Origin of the sequence: Bacillus methanolicus PB1 (assembly GCF_000262755.1) — a bacterium.
In the GTDB taxonomy this organism is placed as follows: domain Bacteria; phylum Bacillota; class Bacilli; order Bacillales; family Cytobacillaceae; genus Bacillus_Z; species Bacillus_Z methanolicus.
This window is the reverse complement of record NZ_AFEU01000001.1, coordinates 19242-35609: the sequence shown is the minus strand read 5'-3', so window position 1 is coordinate 35609 and position 16368 is coordinate 19242. Positions and strand designations below refer to the sequence as shown.

Genomic DNA, 16368 nt, shown 5'->3' with positions numbered 1-16368 from the left:
GGGATGATATTCCTAATTTTTTCCTAATTTTTCTTCGCAGCCGATCAGATGCCATTTTATCATCTCTCCTTTTGAAGCTAAGATATGTGATATAAATATGATGGTTTCAATCGAATGGTAACGACTAGAATGGGAAATGGGTAGCCTAAAATGAATAGATTTGGTTTAAAGGTGAACAAAAGAAAAAAACTTGCTTAAGTCCATTTCCGATGAACACCCTTAAAGGGAAAGATTATTACTTCTGTGCAGGAGTCAACCAAGTTCTCTTATACAATCTCTGTTTAAAAGACCCAAAAGAAAACCAGGAGAAGATGTTTCTTCTCCTAGTTCCTATAATAATCTTGTTATTGGAGAATTGACCATAATCAGGTTAATTGCTCGCAATTTCCGACGTTAATCGAAGCTTCCGGTACAAGTAAAGCAGCGATACTAGCAACCATAAATCCGTTTACAAAGATATTAAGTGTTACTGTGTTAGTTGCATCATCCAAAATTGCTAAGAACGTCGCATCTTGCTCTGCCTGGCCTGCCTGTTGATAAACCCCAGCACCAGCAACAGTAAGTGTTGTAACAACACCCAAAAGATCTGGAACACATGTAGGAGGATTAAATTGTGTTGCTCTAAACGTAAAGCTTTGATCAATAGCGTCTTCTCCTGGTGATGGACTCGGCTGTGGAAAGTCAGTAAAATCAGCTTCTAATCGGCTGTTTGCAAGACTACATTGGTCGCAAATCAGCGCAGTAAGATCAAGGCTTCCTGATACAGCAGTAGGAGCTCCTGTACCTCCTCCACTTACAAGAATTGTAGCAACAAAGTCTTCAAGGTCAACTTCACCTTGGCATTCGCAGTTATCTGGCGGGAATAAATCCGGACATTGTTGAGGGAACGTTGGACTTGGACAAGTAATGCCATCCTCCTCAATTGGGATAACTGGTCTTGGTCCACAGAACTTCGCTTCTACCTCAAGTTTTACCTCTGCTTCTACCTGAACATCCTTACACATAATGACGTCAATAACAACCATATTGCCAAGCATTTGATTTAGAAGGACGGAGCACTGTACATCAAAGATGTTACAGTTAATTTCTGTTCCTTCTGGAAAGCAGAGGATAACATCGTCTACAAAGCTTACTGGTACGACAAAATTACAGCCTGGAAGAGGTGAGCCGTTACAGAAGAATTGAATACGGATATGGACATGGAAAGCAAGTGTAACAATTTGAGCACCCGGCACACCTATATTTGCTGGTGTTGAGCCTACGAAATCGCAGCTGCGAGTTCCTGGTACTTCTGTACATGAAGCCGTTACAGTATTGCCTTGATGGCGGCAGTTTTCAATTTGAGCGAAGCACTCTTCCGGAATGGGAACTTTATTCCGATCGCGATTTGTAAGGACGACCCAGTCATATACTTTTGTAACACGAATACATTCAGGTCCTGGAAGATTCGGCAATAATTGCTGACCTTGAATGGATTTGATGTCCTTTTTCATATAGTCATCTTTCCTTTCGTTTATTTAGTTCTTATTACTAATGCATTAATATAGTATGGAAGTACCCATGGTTGCGTACACAATTCTTGCAAAAATAGGCTCTTAAAAATACTCAGAAGTACAAGCTTATGAAATTATTAAGGACATTTGAGTTTTGGTTTTATAAAGTTGAAAAAATACTATATTAATGAAGCAATTATTTTGGAAGGGACAAATGCTTGTTGCAACTTATTATTTTATACAATCTGAAAAGGTTGTATTCTCGACCGGTATTTCGGGTTTTTTTTTGATATCAATTAAACATATTTGATTAGATTAAAAATATGCGGAAGTCTACTACCAATTGTCCATGCAGGTTTGGTCTTTGAAACATATAAAATAGTAAGTCAAAAGAAAAGCAGTAAATAACCTTACTTTGGTTAAATTTTTTGCTTTCTTTTGATTTACAAAAATTCAAAGGAGTGAAATAAATGAGAAGAAATACTAGTTGCGGTTGTAACGATCACAAGTGTCCCCCAGCTAAACCTTGTGATAAAGCCAAAGTAAAGAGAGTCGACTGTTTTAGTGATTCATTTGAGCCTGAGGTATTTCATCCACAGGATTTTCCAGTCATTGATGTTCCGGTTGTGCTTGCGGAAGTAGAACTAGAAGCAAATATTGAATCGGACATTAAACTGCCTACGCCGGCAAGAGAAATCAAAAATATTCGCAAAAATGTTTCGTTGAAACAATGTAAAGCAATTGCAGTTCCTAAGTTTCCTAATTCATCATCAAAATTAGTAAAAGTATTTATCACTGGCGTTTTGCACAAAAATATTGAATATGTTGAGGACTGCAGCGGCGTTGTTAAGCACTTTAGCACAGATGTTGAATTTACTTGTAATGAAACAGTCAAAGTTTTCAACAAACCAGTGCAATTTTTTAGTATAAAAAATAGTGTTGATGAAATAAGATTTCTTGATAAAAAAGGCCATGGAGCAGATCGTTGCACGTTTGGACAATTTACAGATGAAGATTATAATGAACCAATTGAATGTAAACCTATTTTCACAGAAGTTCTTGAGTTAGACTTATTAAAAGATTTTGACAGGTTCGGTCGTTTCAACAAGATCACAGAGAAAGTTGAAGTTTTCCTTCTCTTCAAATTATTGCAAACTCAGCAATTCGACCCAACATTGTTCTGCCCGCCACATGATCATGATGGTGACGACCATCAAATAAATGCATCAACAAGTAACACTAATCCAAATCGGTACAGACGGTCAAGAAATATATAATTTTCACAATGTAAAATCAGGGTGTCTCATTTCATGTGACACCCTTTATTTAGTAACAGAAGTATTGATCCCATTATGAATGATGAGACAGTCCAAATGGTAATTAAGCTCAATCTTTTTTCTATTTTTTCAGACTCAGATTGAATGAAGGTCAATATACTGTTGTTGTAAGAGATCGATACATAATCTTGCTCTGCCTTGAATAAAAAGTTTTAAGGTGTCAGTATTTGTACTAACTTCTTCACTCCATACGAAATTCAGACTACGCAAATCATGATAAATTGGATGAGCAAACTGCTCTTGATATTCGCGGTGATTGCTGATCTCCTCGCGATCATTTGATTGGAAGGTATATTCCACATGATTGTTGTCGGGCATTACTGGTTGGTGAAGCCAGTCGATTTTTGTTATTTTTTTCCATGGTACTTGAAGTTTGAACGTATGAAAAGAATTTGATTGATTCTCATTTACATATTCGATATCGGCAACCAGCATGCCTTTTAAAAATACAGTGTTTGAAGGAAGAACAGTTCGAACTTTTAAAGAATGACAGGTCCAGTCGATTTTTCGGATTTTTGTAATTGGTATTAACAAATCATATGAATCAAAAATATCGACATCAATGTTTATTGCAGCAAGCAATACAGGCAATTTTACAATAGGGAGAGGTTCATTACATTGGAATTTATTTTGGTATTTTTTCTTTTTATCTGCTTTCTCAAGAATCTCTTTTTCCGAGCACTCTTGCAGGGAAGAAGAATCCTCAAGTATGGTAGTAACTTTCTCTCGCAATGATTCTTCTTGGATAGTTGAAGCCTCTTTCTTTATTGATGAAGAAGGCTTCTCATCAGTTGACGTAGGTTCATCCAGTGAAGAGGATAACTCCTCTTGTATTGATGAAGATTCATCCGGTAAAGAGGAAGATTCCTCCTGTATTGATGAAGATTCTTCCGTTAATGAGGGAGACTCCTCTTGTATTAATGAAGATTCATCCAGAGAAGAAGATTCCTCTTCCACCTTAGAAGAAGATTCTTCCGTAGACGATGAAGACTTCTCTTGCACTGATGAAGCTTCATCCAGAGAAGAAGACTCCTCTTCCACCATTGAAAAGGAATCATCCGGTGTAGAGAACTCCTCTTCGATCATAGCTGAAGATTCATCCAATGATGAGGATGACTCCTCCAGCATTGAAGAAGATTCTTCCGTAGACGATGAAGACTCCTCCTGCATTGATGAAAAATCTTCCATTGATGAGGCTGATTCTTCATGGATAGGTGAAGATTCTTCGGTTGATGATGATTCCTCTTGTACAGATGAAGATTCATCCAGAGAAGAAGTTTCCTCTTCCACCATTGTTAAAGATTCATCCGGTAAAGATAAATCTTCTTCGTACATAGATGTAGATTCATACGGTGAAGATGATTCCTCTTCGACGATAGATGAAGATTCATCCGGTGAAGAGAACTCCTCTTCGACCATAGAAGAAGATTCATCCGTAGACGATGATGACTCCTCTTGTACAGATGAAAATTCATCCGGTGAAGATGATTTCTCAGTTATTGATCGAGATTCTTCCTTTGATAAAGATGTCTCATCATGTGAAAAAGAAGGCTCTTCCGAAAATGAAGCAGGTTCTTCTGAAATGGGCTTCTCATTAAGGCCTGTTGCTCCAGAAAGGGATTCGTTATTATTCTTTAGATCCGTTGAAATGCTTTCTTCGAATCCATTAGTTTCTTCGGCTGATAAAACTTCATGATCAGTGGGATGAACTGTTTGTTGAATATGAGATGGTTTCTCTAAGGCATCCGCAGAATCTTTTTCAATTTGATTTTCGTCTGTGTCCTTAATTTCTGTTGAAGATATTAGTTCTGTAGATTTTTCCTCATGTTCATTACTGGAGACTTTCACTTTTTTTCTTATTACTTGGCTTCCAACAATTTTAGGAGGAGGCAAAATAAAAGGAACAGAGGCTTTTTCTTTATTTGTTCTGACGGGTGAGGAAACATGCTTTTTTGAATCTGTTTTAACAGATGGACTCTGAAAATGATTTGAATTGAGATTTTCTCCGCGGCTCCTCGTTCTATTGCCAAATCTGGAAAAGTCTTGTTGTGTGCGGGTGCTATGAATGTCAGGTGATCTATTTTGATTCGCACTATGGAATGAGTTTAACTGTTGAAAAGCTATCTTCTCATCGTTCATTTCGCCATGAAAGGTGCCGGTTACAGAAGCATCCTTTCCACTTACCTCCTTTCATTCATTTCTTCATAGAAATGCGATATGAATGATTCCTGATTAACTCTTTCATAATTAAAGGGAAAACGGGATTATACAAAAAGGGTTGTATAATCCCCTGGGGTAAATTCAAGAGAATCTCTTATTTATCGCAGTCGTAGTCATAATCGCAGTCATGATCCCAATCATCATCATTCGTTGTTGAACAAACGCGAATTTGTTGATTTTGAAGTACCTTTATCGTAAGATCTAGAACCATTTTTTCTTCTATTTTTGAAAAATAACCTTCTCCAATTGGTGAAGAGTTAGGGAGAGGCTGTCTATCGGTTGCTTCGTCCCATTCAATAATCTTACTGGAAATCAGTTCACAAAATGGCAGTTCATTATAAAATTGGGTACTTTCTTGATGAAACTGGGATAGGTCGCTTGTTAGTAATTCATCTTTTTCCGGATGGCCTGTTGGCAGCGGCTTCGAAACAAAGAAATCAAATTCATGGCGTTTGTTTATTTCCGGCATGACAGGCTTAGTTAAGAAGTGTCTGATTTCTGTAATACATTGAAACGGAATGTCAACGGTAAATGAATGCAAATCAGAAGATATTGTTGATGAAGTGCTTGGTTCGATTTCCTGGCATGGACTTGCATATTGAATATTCTTTCTTACAAAACCCTTAATAAATAATTTGTTCGTTGGCAGCAGCAGGCGGCACTGAGTCAATTTTACTCTCTTCTTAATATCTTTGATTTCTAAAACTGGTTCCGGGAAATTAATTATTGTGTCGACATGAGTCTGAATGGTAAGCTCAGCCAGAACGACTGGAACCTTTGTAACAATTTTTCCGATGGAAACATTTGGGTAATGATGGTGAGTTGCCTTACAATCGCCATTTTTACAATCATGATGTTCTTTTCTATTTTTATGAAAATCTGACATACTAGCTCCTCCTTAGAGTCAAGATAGTTTATCGTATGCGGTACAAATGACTAGGTATGGGTATCCGCCCATGGGCATTCGCTGATTTCACTACATAAGAATTTGAAATCTAAAAAAATAAAGGGCCTTGTTATTCATGAAGACAAAAAAATTTAAAATTTTAATCCTGTTATGATGTACAATCTCAACTTGCTTTAAATTGAATATGTATAAAATAAGTCAGAAAAATATTTATGGACAAAAGAAAAAGCATTATCATGACATTGGAATAAAATGTCATGATAATGCCTTGATTGAATGCTATCCCACTTTCATAAGCTGGCAGTTTTTGAATTTTTCAATTAATCAGCGCGAACACGAACTTGCTGATTTTGCATTACTTTAACAACAAATTGTAAGAATATTTTTTCAACTATTCTTGTAAATGTTCCTTCCTCGAAAGGACCATGGTTAGGTAATGGCTCACGGTCAACGGCTTCATCAAATTCTACAATTCTACTTGAAATAAGCTCACAGAAAGGAAGCTGATTGTAGAATTGGGTGCTCACTTGATGGAATTGAGAAAGATCGCTTGAAAGCAATTGATCCTTTTCAGGGAAGCCTTTTCCTAAATCTTGAGTTCTAAAGAAATCGAATTCGTCCCGAGTATTCAGTATTGGCAACTGAGGTGGAGTAAATGGTGAGACAAAATCGGATGCCGGTATTGTTGTTACACATTCCCAAGGAATATCCACTGTAAGAGATCGTATATCAGAAGATACACATGAATCTGAAGAATCCGGGCACGGAGTTGCGTATTGAATATTTTTACGGACAAAACCTTTCAAGAATAACTGTAAATCGATTGCAGGAAAGAGATCATCAGAAGTTGCCGGAATTCCTGGAGTCAGCAGACGGCATTGAACAACTTTTACTCTTTTTTTGATATCTTTGATCTCAAGAACAGGTTCCGGAAAATTAATATTCGCAACAATGCTGGTGTTAACAACTCTTTCCGCCAGTGTAACCGGAACTCTCAATATTCTTAGTCCTGCTGGAGTGGTGGGAGGGCCGCCGGTAGAAAAACTTTCACATTCACCAATCGTTGCAGACTCATTGACATCTATACAATCTTTATCCTTTCTCATTAGTATTCCTCCTTTTTAATTGGTCGTTCAATTTATCGTATGCGTTTGAAGATATTAAGCATAGATGAATGAAGCAGTATAATCGTGGATTTTGTGGGTTTTTATATAGAAAAACAATAAAAAAATGAGGAAAATATATTTAGTTTTAAGAATTATGTTTAGGTACTTGCACACAGAATCTCCCTACGTGCATAGGATTCAAAAGGAGGAGGATAACATGGAGAGACATAATTTTTTTGCCGTTGATATAGGGAACAGCTGGTACAAAGTACTAGCCTCTGATCATGGAACGGTATTTGAATACCAAATGCCTAATGCAATCGCTTTGTTTGATGATGAATTCTATGAAAAACCGTATGATGAGGAAGACGTGGTTCTTGAGGAAAATCTAATTGTTGAAGTGAAGAGTCAGGCTTTCAAAGATAATAGAGAAATTTATTATATAGGAAAATCTGCAACGAGGCAGCGGAACGTAAGTCTGACCTCTTTTAATAATCAAAAAGCAGAAGAGGATCGAACTTATATTCTTCTTTTTGGAATTGCAGCCTACCATGCGCTTTTGGCAAATCCCAATGACACTGAGATTTTTTATGAAATCGATCAATTGGCTGTTTCATTGCCAACCACCCAATATAAGGAGAAAAAAGAACTGTTAAAACAGCGCTTAATAGGGACGCATACAATTATCGTTCATAAGGTGCCGGGAATCCCTGAACCTAAAGAAATAGTTGTAAAAATCGATGTAAATGATGTGATCGTAGGTGCAGAAGGAGCATGTGCCTATTTAGGGCTGACTCGTGACCAGGAAACATTAGCAATTAAAGATGATTCCCTTGTTAAAGATTCACGGAAAGGCATCATCATCGGTGACTTGGGTGGAGACTCCGTTGATTTTGTTGGGATTAAGAATAATAAACCTGTTGCTTCGGTAGAAGGAGAACCATTCGGGATCAACCAATTTCTTGATAATATCATTCAAAAAGTTAGTAAAAATGAATTGTATAAATTTGACTCCCGATCCGAACTGGAGGAAAAATTAGCTGCAGGCCCTTCGGAATGGTACGTTGAACCTTTCGCAGGTGTCAGAAAGGATATTAGTAAGTATATCATTCCGCAGTTAAAATTAATGGCCATCAAATACCTTGAACATTTTGATCGGGTACGCAGCAGTTCGAATGAAATAAAGGGTGCAGTTAAATATATTGCTGTTGGAGGAGCCGCTAAACTAGCCAAAAGACAAATTCAGGAAGCGGCAGTTAAATGGGCTGAAAGAGGACGCCCGATTGAACTAATGTTCCCTGAAGACTTGGAAAAATTAAATGTACTTGGACTCATGATTCTAGCGAAAATGAATCATTTAAAGAAACAACACGGGACATTTGCTGAGTTAGTTTCAACTAAAGGATGATTGATATGCTGAAAACTTATACCGATTATATCAATAAAATTGCAATATCGATTCCTGATAAATTCATTGATGTAAAAACAGGTGAGACACATTCTGTTTCCCAAAAACTTCAGGAACAAATTGAATACCATGCAAATAACAGTACACTTATTCATCTTGTTTTTTCAGCATTAAATCAATATCTAAAACCAAAAGCGGCCAATGGAGTGACTGAGGAAATTTTACATGAACTATCGGAAATTAAGAGGATGATTGAACATGGCTACATTCCTATGAATCATTCACCACAATCTTTTGATTCTAATAATCAAAATTTGACACCTAAATCTGTTGATTTAAAAGAAGTTGAGGACGTTCTTGAAGCATTTGGAGGATAACGAAATGAGTCAACAAAGGCTAAGGTTTACATTATTGTAAGTCATCTTGTAAAAACTGTTGTAATCTGTCCGATAGTCTTTCATATGTATATAAAAAAGCCCAGTCGTTGCCGCTGGGCTTCTGATTTTAACCTATAAACTGGAGTTGGTTTTTATGTACGAAATTGAAATTCTTGGATACGAAATTAAAGAACGAACTTTTGAATTGTGTCCTCTATATATGCACAAAGTAAAAAATATGATATAGTAATATGACAGAAATCTTTATTAGTAAAGTGTTACATAACAAAATATTGTCCACTCTAAAAATACATTTGTATTTTTTGCGGCGGCAATAAAGATAGGAGGTTTATTGCGTGTCAATTAAATTGGAACAATTTTTGAAAGAAAATTTAGAAGATCTAAAAACCAGAGGCCTATACAACGTCATTGATCCTCTTGAAAGTCCAAACGGGCCGATGATTACAATTAATGGGAAGGAACTTGTCAATCTTTCTTCAAATAACTACTTAGGCTTGGCAACAGATGAAAGGTTAAAAGGCGCAGCTATCGATGCTATTAATCGTTACGGTGTGGGGGCAGGAGCCGTCCGGACGATTAATGGAACGTTGGAACTTCATGTAAAGCTTGAAGAAAAGCTGGCTGAATTCAAAGGTACAGAGGCGGCCATCGCCTATCAATCCGGATTTAATTGTAATATGGCGGCCATTTCGGCTGTGATGGATAAAAATGATGCGATCCTTTCTGATGAATTGAACCATGCTTCAATTATCGACGGATGCCGTTTGTCAAAAGCGAAAATTATCCGATTTAACCATTCGGATATGGACGATTTGCGCGCAAAAGCAAAAGAGGCTAAGGAATCGGGTCAATATAATAAGATTATGGTCATAACAGACGGTGTTTTCTCGATGGACGGAGACATTGCAAAGCTTCCTGAGATCGTCGAAATTGCTGAAGAGTTCGATTTGATTACGTATGTTGATGATGCTCATGGCTCAGGGGTGTTGGGAAAAGGAGCCGGAACGGTAAAACATTTTGGACTTCAAAATAAAATTGATTTCCAAATTGGAACTCTTTCGAAGGCAATCGGAGTCGTCGGCGGATATGTTGCCGGCAAAAAAGAATTAATTGATTGGTTAAAAGTTCGAAGCCGTCCATTCTTGTTCTCTACTTCTTTGACACCGGCAGATGTTGCGGCATCCATCCGCTCAATTGAAATTTTGATGGACAGCACAGAGCTGAATGAGCGCCTTTGGGAAAAAGCTAATTATTTGAAAAAAGGATTAAAAGATTTAGGATTTGATATCGGAAACAGTGAAACACCGATTACTCCTTGTATTATTGGAGACGAAGTGAGGACACAGGAATTCAGCAAACGGCTGAATGAAGAGGGTGTTTATGCAAAATCAATCGTGTTCCCGACAGTGCCAAGAGGAACGGGAAGAGTGCGCAATATGCCTTCTGCCGCTCATACAAAAGAAATGCTCGACCGAGCGATTGCAGTATATGAAAAAGTCGGCAAGGAAATGGGTATTATTTAATTTTTGGCTCTTTTCGCAGATATTGTTGCTAATGTAATACAAGAACATTTGTTCTATGAAAAATATGGAAATCTATAGGATTTCCGTTTTGCTGTGAATGCACGCTGCGCTTGATGGGAACAGACATTAAGCAACTCACGGTTTTTCTAAATGCAACAAGCTTTTAGAAAAGAGCGTTTCAAAGATAGAGAATTAGAATTTTGTACCAACTCATTTTTTTTGCCAGATTTGATTTAACGGGAGATAGACGGAGGAGACAGCATGAAACGTATTTTTATAACAGGCGCCTTAGGACAAATCGGATCTGAGTTAACGGTCATGTTAAGAGAAAGTTACGGCACTGATAATGTAATGGCTACCGATATTCGAAAGAATGACAGTGAGGCAGCACAAAACGGTCCATTTGCGGTCGTCGATGTAACAGATGGAAGAAAAATGGCTGAAACGGCAAAACAGTTTAAAGCGGACACGATCATTCATATGGCTGCTATATTATCGGCAACAGCAGAGTACAACCCCGTATTTGCCTGGAATTTGAATATGGGGGGATTAATGAATGCGCTTGAAACAGCACGAGAGCTAGGCTGTCAATTCTTTACCCCGAGTTCGATCGGGGCTTTCGGGCCGTCTACTCCTAAAAATAATACCCCTCAGGATACAGTACAGAGGCCGACAACGATGTACGGCATAAATAAAGTCGCAGGGGAATTGTTAGCGGATTATTACTTCCACCGTTTCGGTTTAGATACGAGGGGTTTGAGGTTTCCCGGCCTCATCTCTTATGTAACGACGCCGGGCGGAGGAACGACGGATTATGCAGTTGAAATTTATTACGAAGCAATCAAGAACGGCAAGTATACTTCTTATATTAATAAAGGAACATATATGGATATGATGTACATGCCGGATGCGTTAAACGCGATTATCACTTTAATGGAGGCTGACGGGTCCAAGTTAAAGCACCGAAATTCGTTTAACGTGACAGCAATGAGCGTTGATCCGGAAGAAATTGCTGCTGAGATACGAAAGCATATTCCCGGATTTGAGATAACATACGACGTTGATCCTGTCCGCCAAAGTATTGCAGACAGCTGGCCAAACTCTTTGGATGCGTCTGCCGCTGCGGAAGAATGGGGCTTTAAAGCAGAATACGATCTAGCAAAAATGACGGAAGATATGCTTCAGAAATTAAGACAGATATTAGTAGTATGATGATGAAGTCCGGGCTTAAGGCCAGGTTCTTTTATAGTTAATTATAAGAGTGAAAGCTAAATATATCGGGATGACGGCTTATTTATCGGGCTTACGGTTTATAAATCGGTGTGAAGGGGCATAAATCGGGGTGACGGCTCATAAATCGGGACGAAGGCACATAAATCGGAGTGAAGGCACAGAAATCGGGTGAAGGCACAGAAATCGGGTGAAGGCACAGAAATCGGGTGAAGGCACAGAAATCGGGACGAAGGCGCATGAATCGGAGTGAAGGCACAGAAATCGGGACGAAGGCGCATGAATCGGAGTGAAGGCACAGAAATCGGGTTAAGGCCATAAATCGTGGTGAAGGGTCATAAGTCAGGATGAAGGCCACAAATCAGGCTGACGGCTCATAAATCAGGATAAGGGCTGATAAATCGAGATGAAGACTCATATATTAGAATGAAAGCTCATAAATCAAAATCAAGACTCATAAAATCAAATGAAGGCTCATATATCAAAATAAAGGCTCATAAGTCAGAATAAAGGCTCATATCCTACCTTTTATTATGATTCAGAGCGGGCAAACCCGCATCTTTAAGTTAAAAAACGGCTTTTTTTCGAAAAAAATCCATGAAAATAACGAAATGTCAAATGGAAAAAGGTGAAATCGCAGCGATTTCACCTTTTTACGTAAATAAGTTTGTCTTTTCTTTCTGTAACTTGTCCAATAATGCCCGCTGAAATCAGGCCATGTTTATGAAGCTCAACAACATATTTTTCGGCTTCTTCTTTTTCAAGAGAAACGAGGAGTCCGCCTGATGTGATGGCATCACATAACACAATTTGTTCTTCAAGTGAAAGATCCTCATATTGAACATCATTTTGCAGCCATTTATGGTTGGATTTTGACCCGCCCGGTACGACGCCTTTTTCAGCTAATTCATATGTACCTTCAAGAACAGGTACATATGATAGGGTAATCTCAAAGCTGACATTGCTGCCCTTTGCCATTTCACTTGCATGGCCGAGAAGCCCGAAACCTGTTACATCTGTAACGGAATGAGGATGAAACGATTTTAATACGGCTGCCGCTTCTTTGTTCAGCATCGCCATCCATTTTGTTACTTCTTCTTCTTGTTTAGCAGTTACGGCAGACCTTTTAATTCCGGTCGTGATAATCCCGACTCCGATCGGTTTCGTTAATACAAGAACATCTCCCGGCTTCGCCCCGACGTTTTTCCATATATGATCAGGGTGGGCGATTCCTGTGACAGACAATCCGAATTTTGGCTCCTGGTCATCAATGGAGTGGCCTCCTACAGTGATCGCACCCGCTTCTTTAACCTTATCTGCAGCACCTCTTAATATTTCGGACAACATTTCGGGTCCGAGCTTTTTAATTGGATAACCCACTAAATTTAAGACGGTTTTCGGTTCTCCGCCCATCGCATATACATCACTAAGTGCATTCGCAGCAGCGATTTGGCCGAACATATAAGGATCATCAACAATTGGTGTAAAATAATCAATTGTTTGTATTAAAGCGATTGAATCAGTCAAACGATAAACACCTGCATCATCTGATGTTTCATGGCCGACTAAAAGTTCAGGAACAGGTTCCTGTGCCGGTAAACGGCGCAAAACTTGCGCCAGGTCCTCAGGACCAATTTTGCATCCTCAGCCAGCTTTCGTTGAAAGAGATGTTAACCGGATTTTTTCATGTTCACTCAACTTATTCCACCTCCCATAATCATTATACCTTTTAAGGCGCTTTAAAGCCTAATTAGAACGTTTTGGGTTTGCACATGAATAGTGCTTGTAATAAAATATAACTATTCACATATTGGAAAATTCACGAAATTTAAAAAGCGATCTTTAACGAGGAGGATTATTGATGAAAAAGTATCAAGTAAGTGTCGAGTTTTGCATGAAATGAAATTACGCGCCGAAAGCCGCGAGTTTCGCGGAAGAACTGTTTAACCATTTCCGTTCTGACATTGAAAAAATGGAGTTAATTCCAAGTTCAGGCGGGGCATTTGAAGTAACTGTAAACGGTGAGAAAATTTACTCCAAACTTGATACCGGAGTTTTTCCAAATGCCAGTGAAATCATTGAAAAAATGAAGGAATAAATCATTTGAGACCTCTTTGCATGTTGGAAAGGGGTCTTGTTTTTTCTTGTAAGATAATAAATATATATGAAAACAACTTTAAATAATAGATTTCTTATTTACAAGAGAACAATAACAATTTTATGTAAATAAACAAAATAAGAAAAGACGAACAGCCTTTTCTTTACTTAATCAATCGTTATTTTTCGATTTTTTCCTGTACCGGGTGTTGTTTTTGACAAAAAAACTTCCAGGATTCCGTTTTGAAAAACCGCATGGATGTGTTTGTTAATGATTGAACAAGGGAATTCCATTTTGCGGATACGGGTACGATCGATATTGGCTGGCTGATTATTTGCAGAAATGGTAAGAGAATTGTCTTCGACATAAACGCTTAAATGGGATGGCTCATAGCCGGGGAGCAGTGCTTCTACAATGATTTCTGTTTCTGTTTCAAAAATATCGACGCGAAACGCTGTCTGATCCAAATAGCTCGTTAATGGATCAAGAAAGAAGTTTTCCAGCCATTTTTCCATAGCTTCTAAATCGTAAGGCTGCATCTCATTCTTATCAGCCATCGTTCTTACCCCCTTGTTTCCATTATCTTATTCACACTTATCTTCTTTGTGAAAGAAATAAAGAAAATGGTATAATGAACCAGCAAACCTTGTTGTGGAGGGATACGGAAGTGAAACACTTTCTGCGCTTCATACCTCCCGTTCATGAATTCCAAAGAGATGGTCGTTTTGTCAAAATGATGAGCGAGAACGGGATTGATTTGAATCATGCAACGAACCTTTTAAAGGAAGTCATTAAAGAGGTCAGGGAAAAACTAATAAATGAAACGTGGGCGGGTCATTTGCCGGGAACTGCGGAATTTTCCAATTCTGTATTTGAACTTCTTGAAAAGAAGTTTCAGAAGCAATACAGCTATACATTAGTTCGAGTAATAAACGCAACCGGAACCATTTTACATACGAATCTGGGAAGAGCCAGATTGAGTGACGAAGCAGCGAGACATGTTCTGGAAATCGCGATGAATTATTCCAATCTCGAGTACAGTATTGAAGAGGGAGAAAGAGGTTCACGGCACAGCCATGCTGAATCGCTTATCAAAAAAATTACCGGTGCCGAGGCAGCAATGGTTGTAAATAACAATGCAGCAGCTGTTTATTTAATTTTAAGGGCGTTAGCAAATGAGAAAGAAGTCATCGTATCCCGTGGCCAGCTTGTGGAAATCGGCGGTTCGTTTCGAATATCTTCTATAATGGAAGAAAGTGGTGCAAAGCTGATTGAGGTTGGGACGACGAATAAGACCCATTTGTATGATTACGAAAAAGCCATTTCCGAGAATACCGCCATGATTTTAAAAGTACATACAAGCAATTTTAAAGTGATTGGTTTTACAAAATCAGTGGAAACAGAGGAGCTCGCCTCGTTAAAAAAACAATATCCCGGAGTGATCTTTTATGAAGATTTAGGAAGCGGTGCGCTATATGATTTTCAAAAGCATGGAATCGGGGAAGAACCTGTCGTAAGCGAAGTATTAAAAATGGGTGCTGATCTCGTTTCTTTTAGCGGAGATAAGCTTCTCGGCGGCCCTCAAGCAGGCATTATTGCAGGAAAAAAAGAATTGATCGACCGGTTGAAAAAACACCAACTGGCCCGGGTCGTTCGTGTGGATAAAATGACGTTAGCTGCACTGGAAGGGACGTTGATGGAATATTTAAAGGGTGAGGACCGTTTGAAACAGATCCCTGTTGTAAGAGATTTGCTCATACCGATGGATGTTCTTGAAAAAAGAGCGAAACGCTTCCTTGACCGTCTTTTTGATTTATCAGAAGATTTTTCCGGAAAAATTACCGACGGAACAATTCAAGTCGGGGGAGGGACTATGCCGGATGTAGAGCAGCCTACAAAGGTTATAACCTTAACTCATTCACGGCTTTCGGCAGAGTCGGTTGCTCGAAAACTTCGAATGGAAAGTACTCCGCCCATCATTGTAAGAATTCAAAAGGATGAAATTCATTTAGATTTAAGAACCGTTACCGAAGAAGAAGAAACTGTTATTCTAAATGTATTAGCTGATATTTAAAGCGATGTAAGGCTGTTGGCTCTTTAGAAGTCAACAGCCTATTCATGTTGTTTGATCATTGTGATGAGTGGAACATTACAGTTCTGTGGTTATGAACCATTTTTTGTGGTTTATCGACCAGTTTTCCGGATTTATCGACCGGTTTACGTAATTTATCGACAAGTTTTCTGGATTTATCGACCAGATTAAGATGTATATCAACCACTCTTAGATGTTTATCGACCAGTTTCTCTAATTTATCGACCACTTTTCGAGTTTAACGATCATTCTTAGGTTTATGAAACTTGCCAGTATTATAATTTTTTCAAATTTACCGACCACTTTTCAAATATCCACTTTTCTTGCTACATATCATGATGTGATTTAGATTTCTGTCCTGTATGGTTCCGGTTTTTTACTTTATGTGATCCGCTTAAAGGTGCAGGTTGGCTTGGCTGGTCACCTTTAGGAGCATTTTTTCTCATATCTTTGCCGTTATTTTTATTCATATTCATCCCTCCTCGTAATTAGGATAGGAAAAGCGGCTGTTTTTATTCCGAATATTTTTTAAAGAACTGCACACTTTAACGGTACA

At 38.4% G+C, this 16368-nt stretch carries 13 protein-coding genes and 1 pseudogene; 7 read left to right on the top strand and 7 right to left on the bottom strand.

Going from position 1 to position 16368, the window contains the following annotated elements; translation table 11 throughout:
• Nucleotides 1–365 precede the first annotated feature (365 nt).
• Complete coding sequence (locus PB1_RS16485; RefSeq protein WP_155816347.1) at nt 366–1454, bottom strand: BMQ_0737 family morphogenetic spore coat protein; 1089 nt, start codon at nt 1452–1454, stop codon at nt 366–368.
• 509 nt (nt 1455–1963) lie between these two features.
• Here PB1_RS16485 and PB1_RS00115 point away from each other — a divergent pair.
• A complete protein-coding gene (locus PB1_RS00115; protein ID WP_003349973.1) occupies nt 1964–2770 on the top strand; it encodes a CsxC family protein in 807 nt (268 codons plus the stop codon).
• 135 nt (nt 2771–2905) lie between these two features.
• Here PB1_RS00115 and PB1_RS00110 read toward each other — a convergent pair whose 3' ends face one another.
• The 3 genes from PB1_RS00110 to PB1_RS00100 all read right to left on the bottom strand — a co-directional run bounded on the left by PB1_RS00110 (nt 2906) and on the right by PB1_RS00100 (nt 7063).
• The gene (locus PB1_RS00110) at nt 2906–4969 is read right to left on the bottom strand and encodes a hypothetical protein (RefSeq protein ID WP_034644682.1); all 2064 of its coding nucleotides are present in this window, start codon (nt 4967–4969) and stop codon (nt 2906–2908) included.
• A gap of 175 nt (nt 4970–5144) precedes the next feature.
• Nucleotides 5145–5936, bottom strand: a complete 792-nt coding sequence (locus PB1_RS00105; protein WP_003349971.1) for a CsxC family protein — start codon at nt 5934–5936, stop codon at nt 5145–5147.
• A 341-nt stretch (nt 5937–6277) separates the two neighbouring features.
• Nucleotides 6278–7063: a CsxC family protein gene (locus PB1_RS00100; protein ID WP_003349970.1), complete on the bottom strand. Its 786-nt coding sequence runs from the start codon at nt 7061–7063 to the stop codon at nt 6278–6280.
• A 217-nt stretch (nt 7064–7280) separates the two neighbouring features.
• On the opposite strand from PB1_RS00100, the gene PB1_RS00095 reads away from it, so the two are divergent.
• The 4 genes from PB1_RS00095 (at nt 7281) to PB1_RS00080 (ending at nt 11604) form a co-directional block, all read left to right on the top strand.
• Entirely contained in the window at nt 7281–8471 is a 1191-nt protein-coding gene (locus PB1_RS00095) for a ParM/StbA family protein (RefSeq protein ID WP_003349969.1), read from the top strand.
• 5 nt (nt 8472–8476) lie between these two features.
• Entirely contained in the window at nt 8477–8848 is a 372-nt protein-coding gene (locus tag PB1_RS00090) for a hypothetical protein (RefSeq protein ID WP_003349968.1), read from the top strand.
• Nucleotides 8849–9204: 356 nt separating this feature from the next.
• The gene (locus PB1_RS00085; RefSeq protein WP_003349966.1) at nt 9205–10392 is read left to right on the top strand and encodes a glycine C-acetyltransferase; all 1188 of its coding nucleotides are present in this window, start codon (nt 9205–9207) and stop codon (nt 10390–10392) included.
• A gap of 261 nt (nt 10393–10653) precedes the next feature.
• Nucleotides 10654–11604, top strand: a complete 951-nt coding sequence (locus PB1_RS00080; protein WP_003349965.1) for an L-threonine 3-dehydrogenase — start codon at nt 10654–10656, stop codon at nt 11602–11604.
• A gap of 663 nt (nt 11605–12267) precedes the next feature.
• On the opposite strand, the gene selD is transcribed toward PB1_RS00080, so the two are convergent.
• A complete protein-coding gene (gene selD / locus PB1_RS00075; protein WP_081485574.1) occupies nt 12268–13320 on the bottom strand; it encodes a selenide, water dikinase SelD in 1053 nt (350 codons plus the stop codon).
• Nucleotides 13321–13537: 217 nt separating this feature from the next.
• Between selD and PB1_RS16640 the strand changes: the two are divergent.
• Nucleotides 13538–13720, top strand: a pseudogene (locus PB1_RS16640) (Rdx family protein); the annotation flags it as partial.
• 167 nt (nt 13721–13887) lie between these two features.
• On the opposite strand, the gene PB1_RS00070 reads toward PB1_RS16640, so the two are convergent.
• Nucleotides 13888–14277 carry an Hsp20/alpha crystallin family protein gene (locus PB1_RS00070; RefSeq protein WP_003349962.1) on the bottom strand — a complete coding sequence of 130 codons (390 nt, stop codon included), beginning with the start codon at nt 14275–14277 and terminating at the stop codon, nt 13888–13890.
• A gap of 110 nt (nt 14278–14387) precedes the next feature.
• Between PB1_RS00070 and selA the strand changes: the two genes are divergently transcribed.
• On the top strand, nt 14388–15794 hold the full coding sequence (gene selA / locus PB1_RS00065; protein WP_003349960.1) for an L-seryl-tRNA(Sec) selenium transferase: 1407 nt from the start codon (nt 14388–14390) through the stop codon (nt 15792–15794).
• 344 nt (nt 15795–16138) lie between these two features.
• Here the strand turns inward: selA and PB1_RS00060 are convergent, their stop codons facing one another.
• Nucleotides 16139–16282, bottom strand: a complete 144-nt coding sequence (locus tag PB1_RS00060) for a small acid-soluble spore protein P (protein WP_003349659.1) — start codon at nt 16280–16282, stop codon at nt 16139–16141.
• Between the last annotated feature and the right edge of the window lie 86 nt (nt 16283–16368).

Coding starts and splice junctions, on each gene's coding strand:
- PB1_RS00070 (WP_003349962.1), bottom strand. CDS start 14,277: ATGGCTGATAAGAATGAGATGCAGCCTTACGATTTAGAAGCTATGGAA.
- PB1_RS00090 (WP_003349968.1), top strand. CDS start 8,477: ATGCTGAAAACTTATACCGATTATATCAATAAAATTGCAATATCGATT.
- PB1_RS00105 (WP_003349971.1), bottom strand. CDS start 5,936: ATGTCAGATTTTCATAAAAATAGAAAAGAACATCATGATTGTAAAAAT.
- PB1_RS00080 (WP_003349965.1), top strand. CDS start 10,654: ATGAAACGTATTTTTATAACAGGCGCCTTAGGACAAATCGGATCTGAG.
- PB1_RS00060 (WP_003349659.1), bottom strand. CDS start 16,282: ATGAATAAAAATAACGGCAAAGATATGAGAAAAAATGCTCCTAAAGGT.
- PB1_RS00095 (WP_003349969.1), top strand. CDS start 7,281: ATGGAGAGACATAATTTTTTTGCCGTTGATATAGGGAACAGCTGGTAC.
- PB1_RS00100 (WP_003349970.1), bottom strand. CDS start 7,063: ATGAGAAAGGATAAAGATTGTATAGATGTCAATGAGTCTGCAACGATT.
- PB1_RS00115 (WP_003349973.1), top strand. CDS start 1,964: ATGAGAAGAAATACTAGTTGCGGTTGTAACGATCACAAGTGTCCCCCA.
- PB1_RS00110 (WP_034644682.1), bottom strand. CDS start 4,969: ATGAACGATGAGAAGATAGCTTTTCAACAGTTAAACTCATTCCATAGT.